Genomic DNA, 22,290 nt, shown 5'->3' on the forward strand with positions numbered 1-22,290 from the left:
GAAGGGCCCGGGGGTGACGAGGGTCCGCCGACGAGGCGACGCACGGGGAGGGGTGCTGCGACGTGGCGCAGGAGCACGGCGCGCGGGAACACGATGTATGCGAGGCACGCGAGGCACGCGCGGGACACGCGGGGCACGAGGCACACTCGGGACACGAGGCACGCGCGGGACACGACGGAAACGACGACCACGACGACCACGACGACCACGACAGCCACGACAGCCACGACGGACTGTGCGACGCGTGCGAGGCCCTGTACACCCGCGCCTTCCGCGACGGGCACCTCCGGCGGGACGAGGCCGAGCGCGCCTCCTGCCTGACCGCGCTCGGGCTGCTGCGCCCGTACCCCGGGCAGCGGGACCGGCTGCGCGTCGCCCGCCCCTCCGCGGCCCTGTACCGACTCCTCCACGGCACCGGACTCCGCACGGCGGAGCACCGCCGCGAGCAGGCGGCCCTGGCCGCCGCGTTCGAGCCGTTCCTCGACCTGCCGGCCGCCGGGCGCGGCGCCGAAGAGGTCCCCAGCGTCATCCACGAGGGCATACCGGCGATCCAGGAGGCCGTCTTCCGCGCGGCGGACGAGGCCACGCGGGAGATCCTCGCCATCCAGCCGGGCGGGCAACGGCCCGCGGGACGGTTGCCCCAGGCGCTCCCCTTCGAGCAGCGGATCCTCGACCTGGGCGGCCGGATCCGCACGCTGTACCAGCACACGACCCGGCACTCCCCGCCCGCGCTCGCGCACTACGAGCAGTTGGCGGGCGACGTGGAGGTCCGCAGCCTGGACGAGCTGCCGAAGCGGCTCCTGGTCTTCGACCGGGCCGTCGCCTTCCTGCCCGTCGGCAAGGACACGACCAGCGCCCTCGAACTGCGCCGTCCGACGGTGGTCGCCTACCTCGCGGAGACCTTCGAACTGCTGTGGCGCCACGCCACCCCGATGTACCCCCACCCGGCCGAGATCCCCTCCCGCCAGGGCGTCACCCCCCGTCGGCGGGCGATCGCCGCGCTGCTCACCGAGGGCCTCACCGACACCGAGATCGCCGCGCGGCTCGGCATGAACGTCCGGACCGTACGCGTCCACATCGCCCGCCTGTCGGCCGTGCTCGACAGCCGCAGCCGCGCGCAGCTCGGATACCTGATTGGCCGGGCCGGAATCCTGAACCAGAATCACTAGCGGCTGAGGGAGAGTCAGGCCCCGGGTGCGGGGTGGGAGGGGCAGCCGCATGACGAGGGAGCACATGGCGCACGGGGCCGGGGAGCTGTGCGAGGCGGGGCACGAGGCGTACGTCCGGGCGCTCAAGGAGGGCCGCCTCCGCGCGGACGAGGCGGACCGGCACCCGTGCCTGCGGGACCTCGGGCTCGTACGGGCCGACGGCCGGGGCGGGCCGTGGGTCCACCCCGTCGCGCCCTCCGTCGCCCTGCCGCGGCTCCTGCACTCCCTCGCCTCCCGCGTCGCGGAGGAACGCGAGCGCGCGGCCCGCCTGGGCGCGGCGTTCGAACCGCTCACCGGGGTGCGCGTACGGCACCAGGAGCGGGCCTCGCCCGGGGTCTGCCTGCTGGAGGGCATGAGCCGCATCGACGAGGCCATCGACCGCGCCGCGGCCGGCGCCTCGGGCGAGCTGCTCGTCATCCAGCCCGGCGGGAAGCGCCCCACCGCCCTGCTGCCCCAGGGCCTCGGCCGGGCGCAGCAGATCCTCGACCGCGGCGGCCGGATGCGGACCCTGTACCAGGACACCACGCGCTACTCCCTCGCGGCCGTCGCCCACTACGCCCAGCTCGACGGCGACGTGGAGGTGCGCACCCTCGACGAGCTGCCCCAGCGGATGTTCCTCTTCGACCGGACGGTCGCCTTCATCCCGGCGAGCCGGACGCGGCCGGACGCGGCCCTGGAGCTGCGCAACCCCGCGGTCATCGCCCACCTGGCCGCCACCTTCACGCTGCTCTGGCAGCTCGCGACGCCGATGTGGCCCGAGGCCTCCCGGCAGTCCTCGCGCAAGGGCGTCACCCCCCGCCAGCAGGCCATCGCCGCGCTGCTCACCGAGGGCCTCACCGACACCGAGATCGCGGCGCGCCTCGGCATGAACGTCCGGACCGCGCGCGTCCACATCGCCAAGCTGTCGGCCCTGCTGCACAGCCGCAGCCGCGCGCAGCTCGGCTACCTCATCGGCCGCTCGGGCATCCTCGACCAGCGCCGCTGAGCACGCCTCCGGGCCCCGGCTAGGGGTGGATCGCCCGCTGCCAGGGCAGGCCGACCGCGCGCAGGGCCTCGCGCACCACCCGCTCGCCGTCCAGGCTCGCGGCCCCCAGCTCCAGGGTCGCCGACTGCTCCCACCGCACCGACGAGGGCCGGCCCATGCTGACCCGCCACAGCAGGGCGCCGTCGTCCCCGCGTACGTCCAGGGCGATGTTCAGGACCCGTACCACGGAGACCTTCGCCACCACCTGGAGCGGGAAGTCACCGTCCAGGAGCCGACGGTCGACGACCCAGGTCACGGGGTAGCCCCGGCCGTTGAGGTCGTCGGCGACCGCGTGCACGGCCGCCGTGTGGCCGGCGGGGGTGAGGGCCGGCACGGGCCCGGCGTCCGCGCCGCGCGCGGTGTCCTCCGCGCCGCGCACCGCGTCCTCCATGCCGCGCACCGTGTCCTCCGCGCCGCACGGCACGGCTTCCGGGCGGCGTTCCGGCCCGGGCCCGCTCGCCGTCCTCACCGCGGCGGCTGCCTCCATGTCGCCATCACCTCATCGTCCGGCACGTACAGGGGCGTTCAGTGTGCTCCGACAGCTCGGATGGTTCCGGTCGTTCGGTCCCGGGCGTCCGGCCCCCGGGCGTCCGGCCCCGGGTCTCCGGTCCCGGGTCTCCGGTCCCGGTCGTTCAGTCTCGGTCGTTCAGTCTCGGTCGTTCAGGTCGTCCGGGTCGAGTCGCGGTCGAAGAGCAGCACCACGTGCCGCGCCCCGCGCGAACTCGCGGGCTCCGCCACGAGCACCGTGACCGTGCCGGGCCCCAGGGTGGGGTGGCGCAACGGCAGCACCTCCTCCTTGGTGTACAGCGAAAGCTCCGGGCTGCGCCGGTAGATGGGCCCGGCCACACCGTCCCGCAGGACGTCGTGGTGCAGTTGGGCGAGCGCCCGGTTGCCGGGGTGCTGGATGCGGGCGAACCGCAGCTCGGCCAGGAGGAGCGGCGCCCACCGCGTCGCCCAGTCCGGGAGGACGCCGGTGCGCGCCTCCGGCGCCAGCACCACCCAGCGCAGCGCGTTCGCGGGCACCGCCCCGTCCGTGAACAGCTCCGCGAACCGCTCGTTGTACGCGACCACGTCCCACTGGGCGTTGATGACGTACGCCATCTCGCGCTGCCCGGCGACCGCCCGCTGCCAGGCGGCGCGGGACGGCAGGGCGATGCCGGCGTCCGGCGACAGCGGGTGCGGCGGCTGCTGCCCGAGCGCGAGCAGGTACACCTGGGTGAACTCGTCCTCGCTCATACGGAGAATGTGGCCGACCTGGCGCAGATAGTCGTCGCGCGGGGATAACCGGCCGCTCTCGAATCGGTGGTACGTGCCCACGGCCCGGTTCGTGAGAATGTCCATATCCGGCTGCGAGAGCCCGATAACGCGCGGGCCGGGCCGCCGCGACGGTTTGGGATTCAGCCCGACTTCCTCGGGCCTGATTCTGGCGCGCAGCCTCCGGAGTAATTCCCGCAGCCCGTCCTCGTCCACTCCTGCCCCCTCCTCCACGCACGCGGTCCCCCGGTTCCGCGAGCGCGTTCTCTGCACCATAGGCCAGGCGACGGCCCCGACCAACGGGCTCGTGCGCGCGCCCCGGCGCGTGTCCGGGCGGATGTCGGGGCGGATGTCCCGGCGCCGGGCGCCGAACGCCGTCCGGCGCGCCGCCTCCCGACAAAGGAGCAGTAGCTGGTCATGGCAACCATGTACGACATGCGCAGCGGTACGAGCGGGGCACCGCCGCCCGGGACTCCGTACGACCGCACGCGTCGGGTGGCGCACGTTGAACTCTGAATAATTGGCGGCCGATTGCTAGGAAAAGTCCCGCCATTGAAGACAGATGACGCGGTGACAACAATGACCACCTACGTGCAGCGCCGTCATGCGTACGCAGCCACGAACAGGGCGGGAGGAGCAAGGGAGCGCCGTGCCGGACGGAGCGATACGGGACCCGGGCCCCACGTGCGGGGCCCAGCCGCCCTGCCGGGCACGGGAGTGCAGGGAGGGGGGTGGCTGCGGGGGTGGCGCGGGGGGTGGTTCCGGGGGCGGTGCGGGTTGTGGCGGGTGCGGCGGGGGGTGCGCCGCTGGGTGCGATGCCGGGTGTGGCGCGGGGTGCGCCGCCGGAGGAAGCACGGGGTGCACCGCCGGGTGTGACGCGGGGTGCGCCGCCGGAGACAGCACGGGGTGCACCGCCGAGTGCGGCTCCGGGTACGAGTGCGGCTCCGAATACGGCGCGGGATGCACCGCCGAGTGCGGCTCCGGGTGCGGTGCGGGATGCGCCGCCGGGTGTGGCTCCGGGTATGGCGCGGGGTGCGGCGGTGCCTGCGGATCGCAATCGCACCCATCCCCACCCTCACGCCCCCACCCACACCCACATCTACAACCCCCGCACTCGCACTCGCACTCGCACCCCCACCCCCACGACGTGCTGTGTCCGCCCGGCCGGGACTTCTACGCCCGCGCCCTGCGCGAGGGGCGCTTCCCCGCCGACGCCGCCCCCGCCGCCTGCCTCCTCGCCACCGGCCTGCTGTACGCGGACCCGGACGACCCCGCGTGGCTGCGCCCCACCGCCCCCGCCGTGGCGCTGCCCAGGCTCCTGGCGGACATCGAGGGGCGGGTCGCGCTGCACCGGGGGCGGGCCGCCCGGCTGGCCACCGCGTTCGAACCGTTCACGCGGGCGGAGCCGGTCCCCGGCACCGCGACCGCCACCGACGTCACCGTGCTCAAGGGAGGGCCACGGATCGCGGCGGCCGTACGGCTCGCGGTCGCCGACGCCCGCCGGGAGATCCTGTCGATCCGGCCGCGCGGGTCCCGGCCGTGGCCGCCGCCGTACGACGAGCCGTGGCGCATGGCCGAGTTCCGCGCGCGGGGAGGCCGGCTGCGGACCCTCACCCAGCCGCCGCGGGACGGCGCCGCGCCCGCTCGTCCGGGCACCGCGTCGGGCGCCGGCGGCGAGACCCGGGCGCTCGACGCGCTCCCGCCCGGCCTCTTCGTCTGCGACCGGACCGTCGCGTTCATCCCGGCCGCTGACGGCGGCCGGCTCGCCTTCGAGGTGCGCTCACCGGCACTGGTGTCGTACGTCGCGACGGCCTTCGACATCCTCTGGCGGCTGGCCGAACCGCTGTCCCGCGAGGCCGCTCCGCGCCTGTCGGGCGAGGCGGTCCCCCCGGTGCAGCGGGAGATCACCCGACTCCTGGCCGACGGCCTCACCGACCGCGAGATCGCGGCACGCATGCACATGAACGTACGCACCGTCCGCGTCCACATAGCCAGGGTCGCCCACACCCTGGGCAGCACGAGTCGCACCCAACTCGGCTTCCTCATCAGCCGCTCCGGCATCCTCGAGGGCCGAGATCCAAGGGGTTGAGGGGGGACCAGGGTGTGCGCGGAGGGGCGCGGGGAGCGGCGACACCGCGGGGCGGGCGGGGGCCGACTGGGCGGGGGCGCGCTGAGGGGTGGTGAAGCGGCAGGGGGCACGCCCGGCGGCGGCGAGGCGGCAAGTGGTGGGCTGAGCGGCGGTGAGAGGGCCGGTGGTGCGCCGGATCCTGGTGGGCCGAACTCCGGTGGTTCGCCCGGTGGTGTGGCGACCGGTGGTGGGCCAGTCGACGTTGGGCCGACCGACGCCACACTGACCGACAGCACCCCATCCGGTAACGGCCCACCCTCTGAGCGGACCGGCGGTGGGTCGGCCGACGGTGAGCTGAGCGACGGTGAGGCGACCGACGGTCAGGCAGCGGGTGACCGGCCCACCAGTGACCGGCTCACCGGCGACGGGACCACTGGCGACCGACCCACCGGTGACGGGACCGCCGGCGACGCGCTGGCTGACGGCGGGGGGACCAAGGGCGCGTTGGCCGGCGGTGAACCGGCGGGACGCCATTCGCCGCACCCCGCCGACGCGATGTGCGGGGCGGGTCGCGTTCTCTACGGCCGTGCCCTGCGCGCGGGCCGCCTTCCCGCGCGGGCGGCGGCCGTCGCGCCCTGCCTCGTCGACCAGGGGCTCCTCCATCCGGACCTCGACGACATGCGGTGGCTGCTGCCGAGCCCGCCCTCCGGCGCCCTGCTGCGGCTGCTGCGCGGCATCGAGGAGGACGTGGCCCGAGAACGCCACCGCGAAGCCGAGCTCACGCGGGCCTTCGCACCGCTCCTGGCCCTGGCACGCGAAGCCCCGGATCACCCCCGCGACGTCCCGGCGGCCCCGCTCACCCTGCACCACGGCGCGACCCGCGTCGCCGACGCCGTGAGCCGGGCCCTCGACGCCTGTACGCACGAGGCCCTGACCATCCAGCCCGGCGGCTTCCGGCCCGGCGCCGACCTGCCCTCCGGGCCGCCGTGCGAACAGGCCCTGCTCTCGCGCGGCTGCCGCGTCCGCACGCTCTACCAGGACACGACCCGGCACGCCTTCCCCGTGGTCGCACACGTCGAGCGGCTCCAGGGCGACGTGGAGGTCCGCACGCTGAGCGAGGTCACCGAGCAGCTCGTCGTACTCGACCGCGCGGTGGCCTTCATCCCCGCCGCGGGGGACCGCGCCCTGGCCCTGGAGATCCGCGCCCCCGCGCTCGTCGGCTACCTGACAGCTCTCTTCGACCGGCTGTGGGACCTGGCCACCCCCATGTTCCCGAACCCGCCGCCCGCACCGGCCCGGCGGGGCATCACCGCCCGGCAGCGCGCCATCGCCGCGCTCCTCACCGAGGGCCTCACCGACGCGGGCATCGCCGAGCGGCTCGGCATGAACGTCCGTACGGTCCGCGCCCACATCGCCAAGCTGTCCACCGCCCTCGGCAGCACCAGCCGCACCCAGCTCGGCTACCTCATCGGCCAGTCGGGCATCGTCGGCCCCGGAGACCTCTCCCGCACCTGCTGAATCACGAAAGTCCGGAATTGGCACCACTTGCCCCCACCTCCGCCCCTTGCACCGCAACAAGATGACGGTGGTGCGGGGGCACGCGCCGTTGCATGGTGGTGGAGGCGGCGGACGGGTCGATGCCAACCGGTACGGCAACCGGCCCGAGCCCGGCGTCATGTGGCTCTGTTGTGGTCTCCCCCCGCAGAGCCGCGCTTCCCTAAGGTCGCCCCGGCCGGCCACGCCCCGTAGGCCCGGCCGGGGCGCTACCAGGCCCCTGGGCCTTGAGCGGGGCTTCGGCGCTACGCGCCTCGTCCTCAAACGCCGGACGGGCTGCACCCATCGCGCCCCCCACCATCGTCGGCTCCCCGGCCTCCCCGCTCCGCACCTCGCCCTCGCACGCCGGACGGGCTGCACCTGTCGTGCTTCCCCACCGCCGTCGGCTCCCTGTTCCCGCCGCTACGCGGCTAGTCCTCAAACGCCGGACGGGCTGAAACCTTCACCGTCCCCACAGCGCCAACGGCCCCCGCAGCCCGCCGCTCCGCGCTTCGTCCCCAAAAGCCGGACCGGCTGAAACCACCACCCACCCCGCCGCCAACGCCTCCCCACAACCCACCACCGCGCGCCTCACCCCCAAACACCGGACCGGCTGCACCTGTCGCGCTTCCCCACCGCCGTCGGCTTCCCGTTCCCGCCGCTACGCGGCTGGTCCTCAAACGCCGGACGGGCTGAAACTGCCGCTCTCCCGGCCATCGACGACTCCGCGCCCCACCGGACCCACCATTCCCAGTGTCGACAGCTCCCGCGCTGCCAGACTCGTTGAGCCGCCGACACACCGGACGGGTTGCACCTGCCGCCCTCCCCACCAGCGACGCCCCCCGGCACCCCGTCCGCAAACGCCAGACCGACTGGATCCCTGGCCCTCCCCGGTATCGACGCCGCTCCACGGACCGTCCGTCCTCAAGGGAAGGGCTGGGGCCTCTCGCCGACTCGCCACCCTCAGCCGTCCGCCCTGAAAAGGGCGGGCGGGTGGGGGAACATCCGTCGCGGAGCGGCGGATCACCGGCAGCCGACAACGGCGCAGCAGCACAGGTACAGCCCGTCCGGCGATTGAGGACCAGCCGCGCAGCGGCGGCAGCCCCCCGGCCCCGGCGGCCCGGGCACGAAGCCGTGCCAGACCCCCAGCCCCGGCAGGGCTAAGCCTCCAGCCAGGTGGTCAGGAGGTGCTCCCTGGCCTCGCGGCGCGGCGTGCCGCCCTCGTGGGCGCGGCCCCACGCCGCCATCGCCGACAGCGTGGTCAAGAGGGTGGCCGCGCCCTCGGTGAGGCGGGTCAGGAGGGCCTGGGAGAGGTCGTACTCCCGCTGGGAGTACCCCGCGGCCGCGGCCGCGTACGCCGTCAGCTCCCGCTCCCCGCCCTCGGCGGTCTCCAGGCGCACCGTCATCGACGGCGCCTCGTCACCCCCGCCCAGACCCACCGTGAGCGCCAGGTCGACCACCATCCCGACGTGCCGCTTGAGGGACTTCACGGGCACGCCCTCGACGGTCAGCGCGCGGACGTCGTCCCACAGCCACAGCCCCGTCTGCCGGTGCCCGAGGCCGGTCACGCCCTCGGGGGTGAGCCGCACCCCGGGCGCGAGCCCGGACGGCTTCGCGCCCACGTACACATCGCCCTCGGCGATCCAGAACAGCCCCACCATGGCCATGGCGAACCCACTTCCCCCGATGTCATCCCATGTCTTCCCGCGGTCAGCAGTCAATGTACGGCCGGGGGCGAGGGCGCGCGAAAAGGGGCCGGGAGGGATCCCACCTGCGGAATCCCTCCCGGCCCCGCGGCCCCGAAGGCCGCACGCGCCCGCGCGCTACTGCTCGGACGACCTCTTCGGCCGCCACACCACCAGGGCGCTCGCCTGCTGCACGTCCTGGTACGGCACCAGGTCGCGGCGGTAGGAGGCGTGCACCGCCGCCTCGCGCTGCTGCATGGCGGCCGCGGCGCCGTCGAGGGCCGCGGACAGCTCGGCCACGCGGGACTGGAGCGCGGCGACCTGGTTCTCCAGCTCGATGATGCGCTTGATGCCCGCGAGGTTGATGCCCTCCTCCTGGGAGAGCTGCTGCACGGTGCGGAGCAGCTCGATGTCCCGGGCGGAGTACCGCCGGCCACGTCCCGCCGTGCGGTCCGGGGAGACCAGGCCCAGACGGTCGTACTGGCGCAGGGTCTGCGGGTGGAGACCGGAGAGCTGGGCCGCCACCGAGATGACGTACACCGGGGTCTCGTCCGTCAGTTGGTACGGGTTGCGTCGGCGGCCGTCCCGCTCCATGAGGTCACGCTCCCTTCGCGGCCTTGAACAGTTCTGCCCGCGGATCGACGTCCGCGGTCGCCTTCCGGTACGCCTCCAGGGCCTCCTTCGCCTCCGGCGACAGCGTCGTCGGGACGGTGACCTCGACGGTCACCAGGAGGTCGGCGGGCGTGCCGTCCTTGCGGGCCGGGCCCTTGCCGCGCACCCGCATCGTGCGGCCGTTGGGCGTGCCGGGCGGCAGCTTCAGGGTGACGGGCGTCCCCCCGAGGGTGGGCACCCGCACCTCGCCGCCGAGCGCGGCCTCGGCGACGGTCACCGGGACCGTCACCGTCAGGTTGTCGCCCCGGCGGCCGAAGACCGGGTGGGCGGCCACGTGCACGACCACGTACAGGTCGCCCGCGGGGCCGCCGCGCTCGCCGGGCGCGCCCTTGCCGCGCAGCCGGATCCGCTGGCCGTCGCTGACGCCCGCCGGGATGCGCACCTGCATCGTCCGCGACGACTTGGCGCGGCCGCTGCCGTGGCACACCTCGCAGGGCGTCTCGGCGATCAGGCCGCGGCCCTTGCAGTCCACGCAGGGGTCGGTGAGGGAGAACCCGCCACCGCCGCCGCGCGAGACCTGCCCGGTGCCCACGCAGGTGGGGCACACGCGGGGCGTGCCGTTCTTGTCGCCCGTGCCCGAACACGCCTTGCAGGGCGCCTGGGAGGACATGCGCAGCGGGACCGTCGCGCCCTCCACCGCCTCCGTGAAGCTCAGCGTCACCTCGGACTCGACGTCCTGGCCGCGGCGCGGCTGCGTACGCGTGCCCGCGCCCGTGCCGCCGCGGTTGAACAAGCCCCCGAAGACGTCACCTAGGCCGCCGCCGAAGCCGCCGGCGCCCGCTCCCCCGCCGCCCGGGCCGCCGCCTCCGAAGAGGTCGCCCAGGTCGAAGTTGAACGTGCCGCCGCCCGCTCCGGGGCCTGGCCTGAATCCGCCGTTGCCGAAGAGCGCGCGGGCCTCGTCGTACTCCTTGCGCTTCTTCGGGTCGCCGAGGACGTCGTTCGCCTCGGAGATCTCCTTGAAGCGCTCCTCGGCCTTCGCGTTGCCCTTGTTGGCGTCCGGGTGGTTCTCGCGGGCGAGCTTCCGGTACGCCTTCTTGATCTCGGCTTCGGTGGCGTCCTTGGGGACGCCGAGGACCTTGTAGTAGTCCTTCTCGATGAAGTCCTTGGTGCTCATCCCCGACGTCCCTCCTTCCTCGTCGTCAGGTCGACGCCGACGCCGACCGCGGCGCCGCCCCCGGTGCCGGCCCGGTGGGTACCGGGCCGGTCACCGCGGCGGCGGCCGAGGTCGACGCCGTCGTCCGTGTCAACGTCAGCCCTCGTCCGGGCCACCGTTCTCCTTGTTGCCGTCCTGCTCGGCGCTCTCGCCGTCGGCCTTGGCCGCGCCCGCCGCCTCCGCGGCGTCCGCCGCGTTCGCCGCGTTCGCCGCGGGCTCGTCGCCCTCGCCGCCGGAGCCCTCCGACGCCTCGGACTTCACCGTCTGCGCGCCCGGCTGCGGCTCGGCCACCGCCACGCGCGCGGGACGGACGACCCGCTCGCCGATGCGATACCCCGGCTGGAGAATCGCGACGCACGTCGTCTCCGTGACGTCCGGCGCGTAGCTGTGCATCAGGGCCTCGTGGATCGTCGGGTCGAAGGGCTCGCCCTCCTTGCCGAACTGCTGGAGGCCCATCTTGGCGACGACCGTCTCCAGCGACTCGGCCACCGACTTGAAGCCGCCGACCAGCTCGCCGTGGTCCCGCGCGCGGCCGATGTCGTCGAGCGTCGGGAGCAGCTCGGTCAGGAGGTTCGCCGCAGCGATCTCCTTCACCGTCACCTTGTCCCGCTCCACCCGGCGCCGGTAGTTCTGGTACTCGGCCTGCAGGCGCTGGAGGTCCGCCGTGCGCTCGGCGAGCGCGGAGCGGGCCTGGTCGAGCTGGGCCGTCAGACCTGCGTCTCGCATCGCGTCCCCGGCCGGGGCCGCCGTGCCCTCCGCGGAGGAGGACTCGGCGGCCTTCGGCGCCGCTTCGTCAGGGGTGGCGCCGGAGGGGACGTCGGGCTGCTCGGCGCTGTCACCGAAACCCGGGGTCTCCTCCGTCATCAGGCAGCGCCGCCCTTCGCGTCACCGGGCTTCTCGTCGTCGACGATCTCGGCGTCCACGACGTCGTCGTCCTTCGACATGTTCGGCGTCTCGCCGCCGGGGGCCGCGCCCTCGGCGCCGGCCGCGGCGCCCGCCGCCTGGGCGTCGGCGTACATGGCCTGGCCCAGCTTCTGGGAGACGGCCGCGACCTTCTCCGTGGCGGTGCGGATCTCGGCGGTGTCCTCGCCCTTGAGCTTCTCCTTCAGCTCGGCGACGGCGGTCTCGACCTCGGTCTTGACCTCGGCCGGGACCTTGTCCTCGTTGTCCTTGAGGAACTTCTCCGTCTGGTAGACGAGCTGCTCGCCCTGGTTGCGCGACTCGGCGGCCTCGCGGCGGGCGTGGTCCTCGTCCGCGTACTTCTCGGCCTCCTGGCGCATCCGGTCGACCTCTTCCTTCGGCAGCGAGGAGCCGCCGGTGACGGTCATCTTCTGCTCCTTGCCGGTGCCGAGGTCCTTGGCCGTGACGTGCATGATGCCGTTGGCGTCGATGTCGAAGGAGACCTCGATCTGCGGCACGCCGCGCGGCGCCGGGGGCAGACCGGTCAGCTCGAACATGCCGAGCTTCTTGTTGTACGCCGCGATCTCGCGCTCGCCCTGGTAGACCTGGATCTGCACGGACGGCTGGTTGTCCTCGGCCGTCGTGAAGATCTCCGAGCGCTTCGTCGGGATCGTGGTGTTCCGCTCGATGAGCTTGGTCATGATGCCGCCCTTGGTCTCGATGCCGAGGGACAGCGGGGTCACGTCGAGGAGCAGGACGTCCTTGACCTCACCCTTGAGGACACCGGCCTGGAGCGAGGCGCCGATGGCGACGACCTCGTCCGGGTTCACGCCCTTGTTGGCCTCCTTGCCACCGGTCAGCTCCTTGACGAGCTCGGCGACGGCCGGCATGCGGGTGGAGCCACCGACGAGGACGACGTGGTCGATCTCGGAGAGCTGGATGCCCGCGTCCTTGATGACGTTGTGGAACGGCGTCTTGCAGCGCTCCAGGAGGTCACTGGTGAGCTGCTGGAACTGGGCGCGCGTGAGCTTCTCGTCCAGGTGCAGCGGGCCCTCGGCGGAGGCCGTGATGTACGGCAGGTTGATCGTGGTCTCGGTGGACGAGGACAGCTCGATCTTCGCCTTCTCCGCGGCCTCGCGGAGGCGCTGGAGGGCCATCTTGTCCTTGGACAGGTCGACGCCGTGGCCGTTCTGGAACTGCTTGACCAGGTAGTCGACGACGCGCTGGTCCCAGTCGTCACCACCGAGGTGGTTGTCACCGTTGGTGGCCTTCACCTCGACGACGCCGTCGCCGATCTCGAGCAGCGAGACGTCGAAGGTGCCGCCACCGAGGTCGAAGACGAGAATGGTCTGGTCGTCCTTGTCGAGGCCGTAGGCCAGGGCGGCGGCAGTCGGCTCGTTGACAATACGCAGGACGTTCAGGCCCGCGATCTCGCCGGCCTCCTTGGTCGCCTGGCGCTCGGAGTCGTTGAAGTACGCCGGGACGGTGATGACCGCGTCCGTGACCTTCTCACCCAGGTACGCCTCGGCGTCGCGCTTCAGCTTCTGCAGGATGAAGGCGCTGATCTGCTGGGGGTTGAAGTTCTTCTCGTCGATCCCCACCTTCCAGTCGGTGCCCATGTGGCGCTTGACCGACCGGATGGTCCTGTCGACGTTGGTGACGGCCTGGCGCTTGGCGACCTCGCCGACGAGCACCTCACCGTTCTTCGCGAAGGCGACGACGGACGGCGTGGTCCTGGCACCCTCGGCGTTGGTGATGACGGTGGGCTCGCCGCCTTCGAGAACGCTGACGACGGAGTTAGTCGTGCCCAGGTCGATGCCGACCGCACGTGCCATTTCGGTGCCTCCAGATGACTTCTTGAGTGGAACTGACTCAAGGATGCCCCACGGGTCCCCCCGAGTCAACAGAGCTGAGCCACCCCGACTCAACTCTTATCTCGCCCTTACGCGCAACCTCACGGGGTTACGGGGAGAGACGGCTACGGCACCCCTGGGGTTGAGGGCGGCATCCAGCCCGTCCGGCGTTTGAGGACGAGGCGCGGAGCGCCGATGCGGGGGAGAGGGGCGGAGCCCCATGAGGAGGCGGGGGGCGCCGAGGCCGAGCCCGGGAGCACGGCTCAAGGCGCCCACGCCAGGAAAGGGCAGCCTGAGCGACACAGATCACCGCCGCGCTGGCTACGCTGCCGCGCAGTATGTGGGTAGTCTCGTACGGACTGCATAAGTTACCGCTTAGTAATAGCTGGATTGCCCACCCGCAGGCCCGAGGAGCCCCGAAATGCAACTCGCCGCGATCATCGTGTCGCTGGTCCTCATCGCAGTCGGCGTCGCCCTGTTCGGCCGTGCCATCCTGCAGATCATCCGCTTCATGATGCTCGGCCGCCCCGTGCCGGCCGGGGCCCGGAGCAACGACCCCGTCCTGCGCACCCTCACGGTGGTGAGGGAGTTCCTCGGCCACACCAGGATGAACCGCTGGGGCGTCGTCGGTGTCGCGCACTGGTTCGTCGCGGTGGGCTTCTTCTCCCTGCTGCTCACGATCGTCAACGCCATCGGCCAGCTCTTCAAGGCCGACTGGGTGCTGCCGGTCGTCGGCGACTGGGCTCCGTACAACGTCTTCGTCGAGTTCCTCGGCACGATGACCGTGCTCGGCATCCTCACCCTCATCGTGATCCGCCAGCTCAGCAGGCCGGACCGCCCGGGCCGCAAGTCCCGCTTCGCGGGCTCCAACACCGGCCAGGCGTACTTCGTCGAGGGCGTCATCCTCATCGTCGGCGTCTGCATCTTCACGCTGCACGCCCTGGAGGGCGCCCAGCACCACGTGGACGGCTACGAGGCCTCGTTCTTCATCTCCTACCCGCTGGTCTCGGCGCTCCAGGACCTGGACGTCTCCACGCTGCAGAACCTGACGTACTTCTTCGCGGGCCTGAAGGTCGCGACCTCGTTCATCTGGATGATCACGGTCTCCCTCAAGATCGACATGGGCGTCGCCTGGCACCGCTTCCTGGCCTTCCCCAACATCTGGTTCAAGCGCAACGCCGACGGCGCCACCTCGCTCGGCGCGCTGCTCCCGATGACCTCCGAGGGCAAGGAGATCGACTGGGAGGACCCGGACGAGGACACCGTCTTCGGCGTCAGCCAGGTCGAGCAGTTCTCCTGGAAGGGCATCCTCGACTTCTCCACCTGCACCGAGTGCGGCCGCTGCCAGTCGCAGTGCCCCGCCTGGAACACCGGCAAGCCGCTCTCCCCGAAGCTGCTCATCATGTCGCTGCGCGACCACGCGCACGCCAAGGCCCCGTACCTGCTCGCGGGCGGCGGCAAGACCATGGAGGGCGAGGAGAAGGCCACCGAGGAGCAGCTCAAGGACGTGCCCGCCGCCGCCCTCGCCGAGGCGGAGCGGCCGCTCGTCGGGACGCTGGAGGAGAACGGCGTCATCGACCCGGACGTGCTGTGGTCCTGCACCACCTGCGGCGCCTGCGTCGAGCAGTGCCCCGTCGACATCGAGCACATCGACCACATCGTCGACATGCGCCGCTACCAGGTGATGATCGAGTCCGCGTTCCCGTCCGAGGCGGGCACGATGCTCAAGAACCTGGAGAAGAAGGGCAACCCCTGGGGCCTCGCCAAGAAGCAGCGTCTGGAGTGGACCAAGGAGGTCGACTTCGACGTCCCGGTCGTGGGCAAGGACATCGAGGACCTCACCGAGGTCGAGTACCTGTACTGGGTCGGCTGCGCGGGCGCCCTGGAGGACCGGGCCAAGAAGACCACGAAGGCCTTCGCGGAGCTGCTGCACATGGCGGGCGTGAAGTTCGCGATCATGGGCGGCGACGAGAAGTGCACCGGTGACTCGGCCCGCCGCCTGGGCAACGAGCCGCTGTTCCAGCAGCTCGGCCAGGAGAACGTCATGGCGCTCAACATGGCGTTCGGCGAGGAGCTCGACGACGACGGCAAGCCGGTCGAGGCGACGAGGAAGCCGAAGACCGCGAAGAAGATCGTCGCGACCTGCCCGCACTGCCTCAACACCCTCGGCAACGAGTACCCGCAGCTCGGCGGCGACTACGAGGTCATCCACCACACCCAGTTGCTCCAGCACCTCGTCGACGAGGGCAAGCTCGTCCCGGTCACCCCGGTCGAGGGCCTGATCACGTACCACGACCCGTGCTACCTGGGCCGCCACAACAAGATCTACACGCCCCCGCGCGAGATCATGGACAAGGTTCCCGGCCTGCGCCAGCAGGAGATGCACCGCCACAAGGAGCGCGGCTTCTGCTGCGGCGCCGGTGGCGCGCGGATGTGGATGGAGGAGCGGATCGGCAAGCGCATCAACACGGAGCGCGTGGACGAGGCCCTCAGCCTCAACCCCGACATCGTGTCGACGGCCTGCCCCTTCTGCCTCGTGATGCTCACGGACTCCGTGAACGGCAAAAAGAACGATGGCGAGGCCAAGGAGTCCCTCCAGGTCGTCGACGTCGCGCAGCTCCTGCTCGACTCCGTCAAGACGCCCACCGACACCCCGCCTCCGGCGGGCGAGGCCGCCTCGGCGGACGAGCCGGAGCCCGAGCCGGTGAAGTGAGCCGGTGAAGTGAGCCGGTGACGCGAGCCGGTGACGCGAGCCGGTCGGTGCGGCCGGTGAAGTGAGCCGTACGGCATGAGCGTGAGGGCCGGGTCCGCCGCGGGGCGGGACCGGCCCTTCGCCGTTCCCCAGCCGCCCGCCGTCCCGCTCCGCGACGCCCGCGGTGCCGTTCCCGCGCGGGAAGGGAACCCGGCCACGGAGTCCCGTAACGGTCCGGCCACTCCCCCGCCACCGCCGCACAACCTTCCGTACGCCCCACCTGTCACATCCCCCGAACACATCTCACTTACGGGGAGCCTCGGTGCGTGTGAGAGACCTGGCCCCGGCAGCGGGCGGCCTCACGCTGCCGCCGGCCGGTAGGCCGGGCCTTCGGCGAGACGCTCCGCCGGCCTTCCCCTCTTTTCTCCTCCGCGGCCGTGATGCCGCGCCCCCGGCGGGGCCACCGTCCCGCCCGCGAATCCAGTGAAGGAAACACGTGCGCAAGAAGACTCTCCCGGCCGTGGTCCTGTGTGCCGCGACCGTGCTCGGCGTCGCGGGCCTGTCCGCCACGCCCGCCCTGGCCACCGGGGCCGCGCCGAAGCCGACGGCCGACTTCAACGGTGACGGCTACGCGGACCTCGCGGTCGGCGTACCGGAGGCGACCGTGGGCGGCACGGCCAAGGCCGGGTACGTGAACGTCGTCTGGGGCGGCCGCGACGGCCTGGGCGCGCACGGCTCGACGACGGTCAGCCAGGCGAGCGCCGGGGTGCCCGGCACGGCCGAGAAGAACGACGGCTTCGGGTACGCGGTGTCGCCCGCCGACATGAACGGCGACGGCGTCACCGACCTGGTGGTCGGCACCCCCGGGGAGGACAACGGCACCGCGCTCGACGCGGGCACGGTCACCGTCCTGTGGGGCTCGAAGTCCGGGATCAAGGGCGGTTTCACGGCCGCCAACGGCGGCTCCGGCAGCCGCCTCGGCCGCCTGGTCACCACCGGTGACTACGACGGCGACGGCGACCGGGACGTCGCGCTCAGCGCCTCCGGCGAGGAGAGCGGCTCCATGGCGGTGCGCCAGGGACCGTTCACGGCCGGGTCGCCCGCCACGCTCACCCGCGTCGACGGCTGGCACTTCAGCGGCCCGTACGCGGCCACGTCCGGCGACTTCGACGCCGACGGGCGGGACGACCTCGCGGTGACGTTCGGGGCCGAGTCCGCGGAGATCGCGGGCACGGCGGTCTACGGCACGGCGTCCGGCGCGTGGGAGAAGACCTGGCACACCGCCGACACCGCGGCCTCGCTCGCCGCCGGCGACTTCGACGGCGACGGCACCACCGACCTGGCCCTCGGCAGGGTCCGGCCCAACCCGGAGGCCGACGACACGTACTGCGACGACCTCGTGGGCGGCGCGGTCGCCACGGTGTACGGCAAGCGGGGCACGACGCTCGGCGGCCCGGTCTCCTGCACCAGCCAGTCCTCCCCGGGGGTCGGCGGCACGGCGGAGGCCGAGGACGACTTCGGCGCGGCCCTGGCCGTGGGCAACCTCGACCGCGACGGCATCGACGAGCTGGTCGTCGGCTCGGGCGCGGAGGCCGTGGGCACCGCGAAGAACGCGGGCAGCTACTGGGTCCTCGCCTCCCTCGGCACCGGCAAGCCGTTCGTGGGCCCCACCCGCAGCCAGAACTCGGCGGGCGTCCCCGGCACGGCCGAGGCCGGCGACCGCTTCGGCGCGGCCGTCGCCACCGGTGACTTCAACGGCGACGGCCACCCCGACACGGCCGTGGGCGCCCCCGGCGAGGACGGCGCGAAGGGCGGCGTCTGGTACGGGGCCACGCCGAAGGACGGCCCGAACCCCGCGCAGGTCTCCGTGACCCCCGGGAAGCTGGGCCTCACCGGCGCCCGCGCGTACGGCGCCGTGCTGGGCCGCTAGCCACCCCGCCCCTCGAACGGCCGGGCCCGCGCCACCCCGCGCGGGCCCGCCTCCTTCTCGCCCGGTTCCTCTTCCCGTTGCTCCTCTTCCCGTTACTCCTCTTCCCGTTGCGCGAAAAAGCCGATGGCCCTTACCGGTTCGGTAAGGGCCATCGGCTTCTGCTGGAGCGCCCGGCAGGCCTTGCACCTGCATTTCCCATCGGATGATGGGCGTCTTTCCTTAAACGACAGACGCGTGACTTCCGTGCTGTGCGCCGGAGTTACGTTGTAGATCATACACAGAATCCCGGCCCGGCCGAAATCGCGCGGCGAGCGCCGCCCCAACTGCCGGTAACGACCGGGCAACTTCGGCGTGACCGCGTACAACCCCCGGCCGGTACCGGCGGTCTCCGCCAGGTGATGGTCCAGGCCAGGTACCGGCCGGACGCCCTCCCACCCCGCAGAAGAGACCACCGCATGGCCCAGCAGCTCCAGCGCTCCGCCTCCCGCGCCACCGAGCCCCCCGGGGTGCCGGGGGCCGCCGAGGCGGGTGACCTGTTCGGCAACGAGCCGGCGTACGGGGACTTCGACGGCGACGGCCGCGCGGACCTCGCCCTCGGCGCCGACTTCGCCGACTGACCCGCCCCTTGCCCTCCCACGGCCGGGCCCGTCCGGGGTCCGGCCCCACCCTCCCCCAGGAAACTCCTTGAAACTCCGCACCACCACCCTGCTCGTCTCCCTGACCGCCGCCACGCTCACCCCGCTCGCGCTCCCGGCGACGGCCTCGGCGGCCCCGGCGACGTACGCCGACGACTTCGACGGTGACGGCCACCGGGACTACGCCGCCCCGCTGTCCGTCACCGACACCAAGGGCGGTGCCGTCCGCGTCACCTACGGCACACCGGCGGGCCCCGGCACCAGGACACAGGTCGTCAGCCAGCGCAGCCCGGGGGTGCCGGGCGCGGACGAGACCGACGACATGTGGGGCGGCGGCACCCGCGTCGCGGCGGACTTCGACCGGGACGGGTACGGCGACCTGGTGGTGGCCGCCGTCGACGAGAAGGCGGGCCGGAACAAGCGCCAGGGCGCCGTGACGATCCTCTGGGGCTCGAAGAACGGGCTGTCCGGCGGTACGGCGCTGCCGAACAAGAACCCCGAGGCGCACGGGGCCTTCGGCAGCGACCTCGCCACCGGGGACTTCAACGGCGACGGCAAGCCCGACCTGGCGGCGGTCAACGACGGTGCCGCGTACGTCTACTTCGGCCCCCTCACGCGGTCCGGGGCGCGCGGCCCGGTCAAGCGGCTGGACCGGGACGGCGCCGCCTTCGACGCCGTGTCGCTGGTCGCGGGGAAGGTCACCAAGGACCGCGCGACCGACCTCGTCGTCGTGGGCCCTGTGGTCAGGCCCGGGGTGCGTGCCGTCGACGCCTGGTTCGTCCGGGGCGGCAGGACGCTGAGGCCCGGGAAGGTGCTGCGCGTCGACAGGTCGGGCACACAGGCCGGGGACGGCGTGATCGCCGACTTCGACAAGGACGGGTACGGCGACCTCGCCCTCGGCACCCCCGAGGACGACCGCCGCAAGGGCGCCGTGACCGTGTGGCGCGGCGGCGCCACCGGTCCCGGCTCCGCCGCCCGCCTCACCCAGGCCACTACGGGGATGGCGGGCACGCCGGAGGAGGACGACCAGTTCGGCGCCTCGCTCTCGGCCGGTGACACCGACCGCGACGGGTACGCGGACCTGGCGATCGGCGTCCCCGGCGAGGCCGTCGGCCGCGAGGAGTACGCGGGCGGCCTCCACGTCCTGCGCGGCGGTCCGCGCGGCCTGAGGGGGACGGGTTCGCGGTGGTTCGCCCGCGACACCCGCGGCGTCCCGGGCGCGCCCGGGATCGACGACTCCTGGGGCAGGACCGTGCGCCTGCGCGACACCGACGGCGACGGCCACGCCGACCTCCACGTCAGCGGCGCCGCCGACTCCCTGCGGCTGCGGGGCTCGGCGTCCGGCGTCACGACGGCCGGGGTGACGCGGTGGCAGGACGGTGGCGAGGCCGTGGAGGGGGTTCTGCAGTAGGCGGCCTGGGCCCGGGGGGGCGGCGGCGGGCTGGGGTTGCCGGGGTGCGGCGGGGGTCGCGAGGGCTGCGGTGGCAGGACGGCGGCGAGGCCGTGGAGGGGGTTCTGCAGTAGGCGGCCTGGGCCGGGGGGCGGCGGCGGGCCGGGGTTGCCGGGGTTCGGCGGGGGTCGCGAGGGCTGCGGTGGCAGGACGGCGGGGGCGAGCAGCGCGCCAGGGCCGTGGCCGACTCTGCGTACGGCTCACGGCCCCGGCGGGCCGTGGCGGCCCGGCCCGGCGGGGGCGCGCCCCCTGTCCGACGCCGCCGTGCGGCCCCGCTCCGGCGAGCCCCGCCACAACCCTTGGCCAACGTCACGTGTCACACAGGTGAACCTCCCCACTTCCGCCGACCGTTGGAGTACCTGTGCGCGCACGAACCCTCGCCCTGGCGGCCGCCACCGCCCTCGCGGCGACCGGCCTCACCCTGCCGCTCGCCGCGACGGCGTCCGCCGCCGGCACGGCCACCGGCCCGGCCAAGGCCGACTTCAACGGCGACGGCTACGAGGACCTCGCCGTCGGCGTACCGTCCGCCTCGGTCGGCGGCAAGGCCAGAGCCGGGTACGTCAACGTCGTCTGGGGCGGCCCCCGGGGGCTGCGCGCCGACGGCAACGTCCGGATCTCGCAGGCCACCGCGCACGTGCCCGGCGCCCCGGAGGCGGGCGACCGCTTCGGCGCGGCCGTCACCGTCGCGGACGTCAACGGCGACGGCATCACGGACCTGGCGGTCGGCGCGCCCGGCGAGGACATCGACGGGCGGGCCGACACCGGCCACGTCACCGTCGTGCACGGCGGTGAGAACGGCTTCGGCACCGCCCACACCGCCGCCCGCGGCGTCAAGGCCAAGGACACCTACGGCAACGCCCTCACCGCCGCCGACTTCAACGGCGACCGGCGGACCGACCTGGCCATCGGCGGCACCGACAAGGTCGTCGTGAACTACGACCCGCGCGCCGCCGGCCTCAAGCCGGGCATGGGCGACCGCATGGGCGGCCGCGCCCCCGTCCTGTCCGCGGGCGACTTCAACGACGACGGCCTCACCGACCTGGCCGTCGCGTTCTACACCCAGCAGCAGCCGTACACCCAGTCGCACGTCCGGCTCTACCGCTACGACCAGCAGGAGCGCCGCCTCCTGCTCGACCAGTCCACCAGCAACGGCGCCACCTCCGCCTTCGCCACCGGCGACTTCGACGGCGACGGCCTCGACGACCTCGCGCTCGGCAACTGCCGCGAGATCGCCGACGAGAACATCGACGACCCGTGCGGCCCCGAGGAGCTCACCAAGGGCGGCGGCGTCCACATCAAGTACGGCAACCCCAACGGCAGCATCGGCGTCCGCTCCCAGACCTTCAACCAGGACACCCCGGGCGTGCCCGGCGTCGCCGAGAAGGGCGACGGCTTCGGCGAGGCCGTCGCCGCCCGCGACGTCAACGGCGACGGTTACACCGACCTGATCGTCGGCGCCCCCGGCGAGGCCATCGGCAGCAAGAAGAGCGCGGGCAGCGTCACCGTCCTGTACGGCTCCAAGAAGGGCATCCTCGACGCCGACGACGAGCTCGGCGACGGCAAGGCCCGCGGCCACGCCTTCCAGCAGGACACGGACCGGATCCCCGGCGCCGCCGAGGCCGGCGACCGCTTCGGCGCCGCCCTCGCCACCGGCGACCACGACAAGGACGGCACCCCCGACCTGGCCGTCGGCGCCCCCGGCGAGAACGCCTCCTCCGGCGGCGTCTGGGCCGTGCCCGGCGCGCTGCCGCCCGGGACGACGACCCTCACGCCGAAGTCCCTGAAGCTGCCCGCCTCGTCGACGGCGCTGACGTACGGCACCGTCCTCGGCCGCTAGACCGCGGCGCGCCACCCGGGCCACGCCAGTCACGTCGGTCACGGCCGGTCCCACGCGTCCCGGGGGCCCTGGGGACAACCCCTCAGGGTCCCCCTAGGGGTTGTCACAGGTCAGCCGCAAACGGAGCCCCGTCCACGGGAAGGGACGCGGCCGACCCCCGGGACCAGGTACGTTCGATGACGTGGCTGGATTCAGGATCGGACGCGGCGGCAGGGACAACCGCGCACAGCAATCGGGACGCGCCCCCGGGAACCAGGGACCCGGGCCGGGCCAGGGCTCCGGGCAGGCGCCGTACGGACAGCGGCCCCCGCACCACGGCGGCCGCCAGGCACCGGGCGCCTACCCGCCCGCGCCCGCCCGCGGACACCGGGCCCCGCCCTCGGGCGCCGGGCAGCC

16 protein-coding genes are annotated in these 22,290 nt (G+C 73.4%); 9 read left to right on the top strand and 7 right to left on the bottom strand.

All coding sequences use genetic code 11. The annotated features are described in order from the left end of the window. The first annotated feature begins 62 nt into the window (after nt 1–62). Nucleotides 63–1,169 (top strand): helix-turn-helix transcriptional regulator, encoded by a 1,107-nt coding sequence (locus IE330_RS24820; protein ID WP_229925897.1) that lies wholly within the window; start codon nt 63–65, stop codon nt 1,167–1,169. 49 nt (nt 1,170–1,218) lie between these two features. Further along, nucleotides 1,219–2,193, top strand: a complete 975-nt coding sequence (locus tag IE330_RS24825) for a helix-turn-helix domain-containing protein (protein ID WP_190138329.1) — start codon at nt 1,219–1,221, stop codon at nt 2,191–2,193. A gap of 19 nt (nt 2,194–2,212) precedes the next feature. Here the strand turns inward: IE330_RS24825 and IE330_RS24830 are convergent, their stop codons facing one another. Both IE330_RS24830 and IE330_RS24835 read right to left on the bottom strand, forming a co-directional pair. Beyond that, nucleotides 2,213–2,719 (bottom strand): hypothetical protein, encoded by a 507-nt coding sequence (locus IE330_RS24830; protein ID WP_190138330.1) that lies wholly within the window; start codon nt 2,717–2,719, stop codon nt 2,213–2,215. A gap of 173 nt (nt 2,720–2,892) precedes the next feature. Further along, nucleotides 2,893–3,573, bottom strand: coding sequence for an MmyB family transcriptional regulator (locus tag IE330_RS24835; protein ID WP_229925898.1), 681 nt, complete (start codon nt 3,571–3,573; stop codon nt 2,893–2,895). 1,060 nt (nt 3,574–4,633) lie between these two features. Here IE330_RS24835 and IE330_RS24840 point away from each other — a divergent pair. Continuing rightward, on the top strand, nt 4,634–5,575 hold the full coding sequence (locus tag IE330_RS24840; protein ID WP_190138332.1) for a helix-turn-helix transcriptional regulator: 942 nt from the start codon (nt 4,634–4,636) through the stop codon (nt 5,573–5,575). 483 nt (nt 5,576–6,058) lie between these two features. Further along, complete coding sequence (locus tag IE330_RS24845) at nt 6,059–7,072, top strand: helix-turn-helix transcriptional regulator (RefSeq protein ID WP_229925899.1); 1,014 nt, start codon at nt 6,059–6,061, stop codon at nt 7,070–7,072. 1,175 nt (nt 7,073–8,247) lie between these two features. Here IE330_RS24845 and IE330_RS24850 read toward each other — a convergent pair. The 5 genes from IE330_RS24850 to dnaK form a co-directional block, all read right to left on the bottom strand. Then, entirely contained in the window at nt 8,248–8,754 is a 507-nt protein-coding gene (locus tag IE330_RS24850; RefSeq protein ID WP_190138333.1) for a hypothetical protein, read from the bottom strand. A 156-nt stretch (nt 8,755–8,910) separates the two neighbouring features. Beyond that, nucleotides 8,911–9,366: a heat shock protein transcriptional repressor HspR gene (locus IE330_RS24855; protein WP_190138334.1), complete on the bottom strand. Its 456-nt coding sequence runs from the start codon at nt 9,364–9,366 to the stop codon at nt 8,911–8,913. Nucleotides 9,367–9,370: 4 nt separating this feature from the next. Continuing rightward, entirely contained in the window at nt 9,371–10,558 is a 1,188-nt protein-coding gene (gene dnaJ, locus IE330_RS24860; protein WP_190138335.1) for a molecular chaperone DnaJ, read from the bottom strand. A 135-nt stretch (nt 10,559–10,693) separates the two neighbouring features. After that, nucleotides 10,694–11,461, bottom strand: coding sequence for a nucleotide exchange factor GrpE (gene grpE, locus IE330_RS24865; protein ID WP_190138336.1), 768 nt, complete (start codon nt 11,459–11,461; stop codon nt 10,694–10,696). After that, nucleotides 11,461–13,332 carry a molecular chaperone DnaK gene (gene dnaK / locus IE330_RS24870; protein ID WP_190138337.1) on the bottom strand — a complete coding sequence of 624 codons (1,872 nt, stop codon included), beginning with the start codon at nt 13,330–13,332 and terminating at the stop codon, nt 11,461–11,463. Before dnaK ends, grpE begins: the two co-directional genes overlap by 1 nt. 439 nt (nt 13,333–13,771) lie before the next feature. Between dnaK and IE330_RS24875 the strand changes: the two genes are divergently transcribed. From IE330_RS24875 to IE330_RS24895, 5 genes are all read left to right on the top strand, one after another. After that, nucleotides 13,772–16,063: a (Fe-S)-binding protein gene (locus IE330_RS24875; RefSeq protein ID WP_190138338.1), complete on the top strand. Its 2,292-nt coding sequence runs from the start codon at nt 13,772–13,774 to the stop codon at nt 16,061–16,063. Nucleotides 16,064–16,538: 475 nt separating this feature from the next. After that, entirely contained in the window at nt 16,539–17,972 is a 1,434-nt protein-coding gene (locus IE330_RS24880; RefSeq protein ID WP_190138339.1) for an FG-GAP-like repeat-containing protein, read from the top strand. 455 nt (nt 17,973–18,427) lie between these two features. After that, nucleotides 18,428–18,589 carry an FG-GAP repeat protein gene (locus IE330_RS24885; RefSeq protein WP_190138340.1) on the top strand — a complete coding sequence of 54 codons (162 nt, stop codon included), beginning with the start codon at nt 18,428–18,430 and terminating at the stop codon, nt 18,587–18,589. A gap of 67 nt (nt 18,590–18,656) precedes the next feature. Beyond that, nucleotides 18,657–20,018 carry an FG-GAP and VCBS repeat-containing protein gene (locus IE330_RS24890; RefSeq protein ID WP_190138341.1) on the top strand — a complete coding sequence of 454 codons (1,362 nt, stop codon included), beginning with the start codon at nt 18,657–18,659 and terminating at the stop codon, nt 20,016–20,018. A 400-nt stretch (nt 20,019–20,418) separates the two neighbouring features. Then, on the top strand, nt 20,419–21,894 hold the full coding sequence (locus IE330_RS24895) for an FG-GAP-like repeat-containing protein (protein ID WP_190138342.1): 1,476 nt from the start codon (nt 20,419–20,421) through the stop codon (nt 21,892–21,894). Nucleotides 21,895–22,290: the final 396 nt, after the last annotated feature.

The sequence above is a fragment of the Streptomyces longispororuber genome, from assembly GCF_014656095.1.
Lineage (GTDB): Bacteria > Actinomycetota > Actinomycetes > Streptomycetales > Streptomycetaceae > Streptomyces > Streptomyces longispororuber.

Coding starts and splice junctions, on each gene's coding strand:
- IE330_RS24825 (WP_190138329.1), top strand. CDS start 1,219: ATGACGAGGGAGCACATGGCGCACGGGGCCGGGGAGCTGTGCGAGGCG.
- IE330_RS24830 (WP_190138330.1), bottom strand. CDS start 2,719: ATGGAGGCAGCCGCCGCGGTGAGGACGGCGAGCGGGCCCGGGCCGGAA.
- IE330_RS24835 (WP_229925898.1), bottom strand. CDS start 3,573: ATGGACATTCTCACGAACCGGGCCGTGGGCACGTACCACCGATTCGAG.
- IE330_RS24850 (WP_190138333.1), bottom strand. CDS start 8,754: ATGGCCATGGTGGGGCTGTTCTGGATCGCCGAGGGCGATGTGTACGTG.
- IE330_RS24855 (WP_190138334.1), bottom strand. CDS start 9,366: ATGGAGCGGGACGGCCGCCGACGCAACCCGTACCAACTGACGGACGAG.
- dnaJ (WP_190138335.1), bottom strand. CDS start 10,558: ATGAGCACCAAGGACTTCATCGAGAAGGACTACTACAAGGTCCTCGGC.
- grpE (WP_190138336.1), bottom strand. CDS start 11,461: ATGACGGAGGAGACCCCGGGTTTCGGTGACAGCGCCGAGCAGCCCGAC.
- dnaK (WP_190138337.1), bottom strand. CDS start 13,332: ATGGCACGTGCGGTCGGCATCGACCTGGGCACGACTAACTCCGTCGTC.
- IE330_RS24875 (WP_190138338.1), top strand. CDS start 13,772: ATGCAACTCGCCGCGATCATCGTGTCGCTGGTCCTCATCGCAGTCGGC.
- IE330_RS24885 (WP_190138340.1), top strand. CDS start 18,428: ATGGCCCAGCAGCTCCAGCGCTCCGCCTCCCGCGCCACCGAGCCCCCC.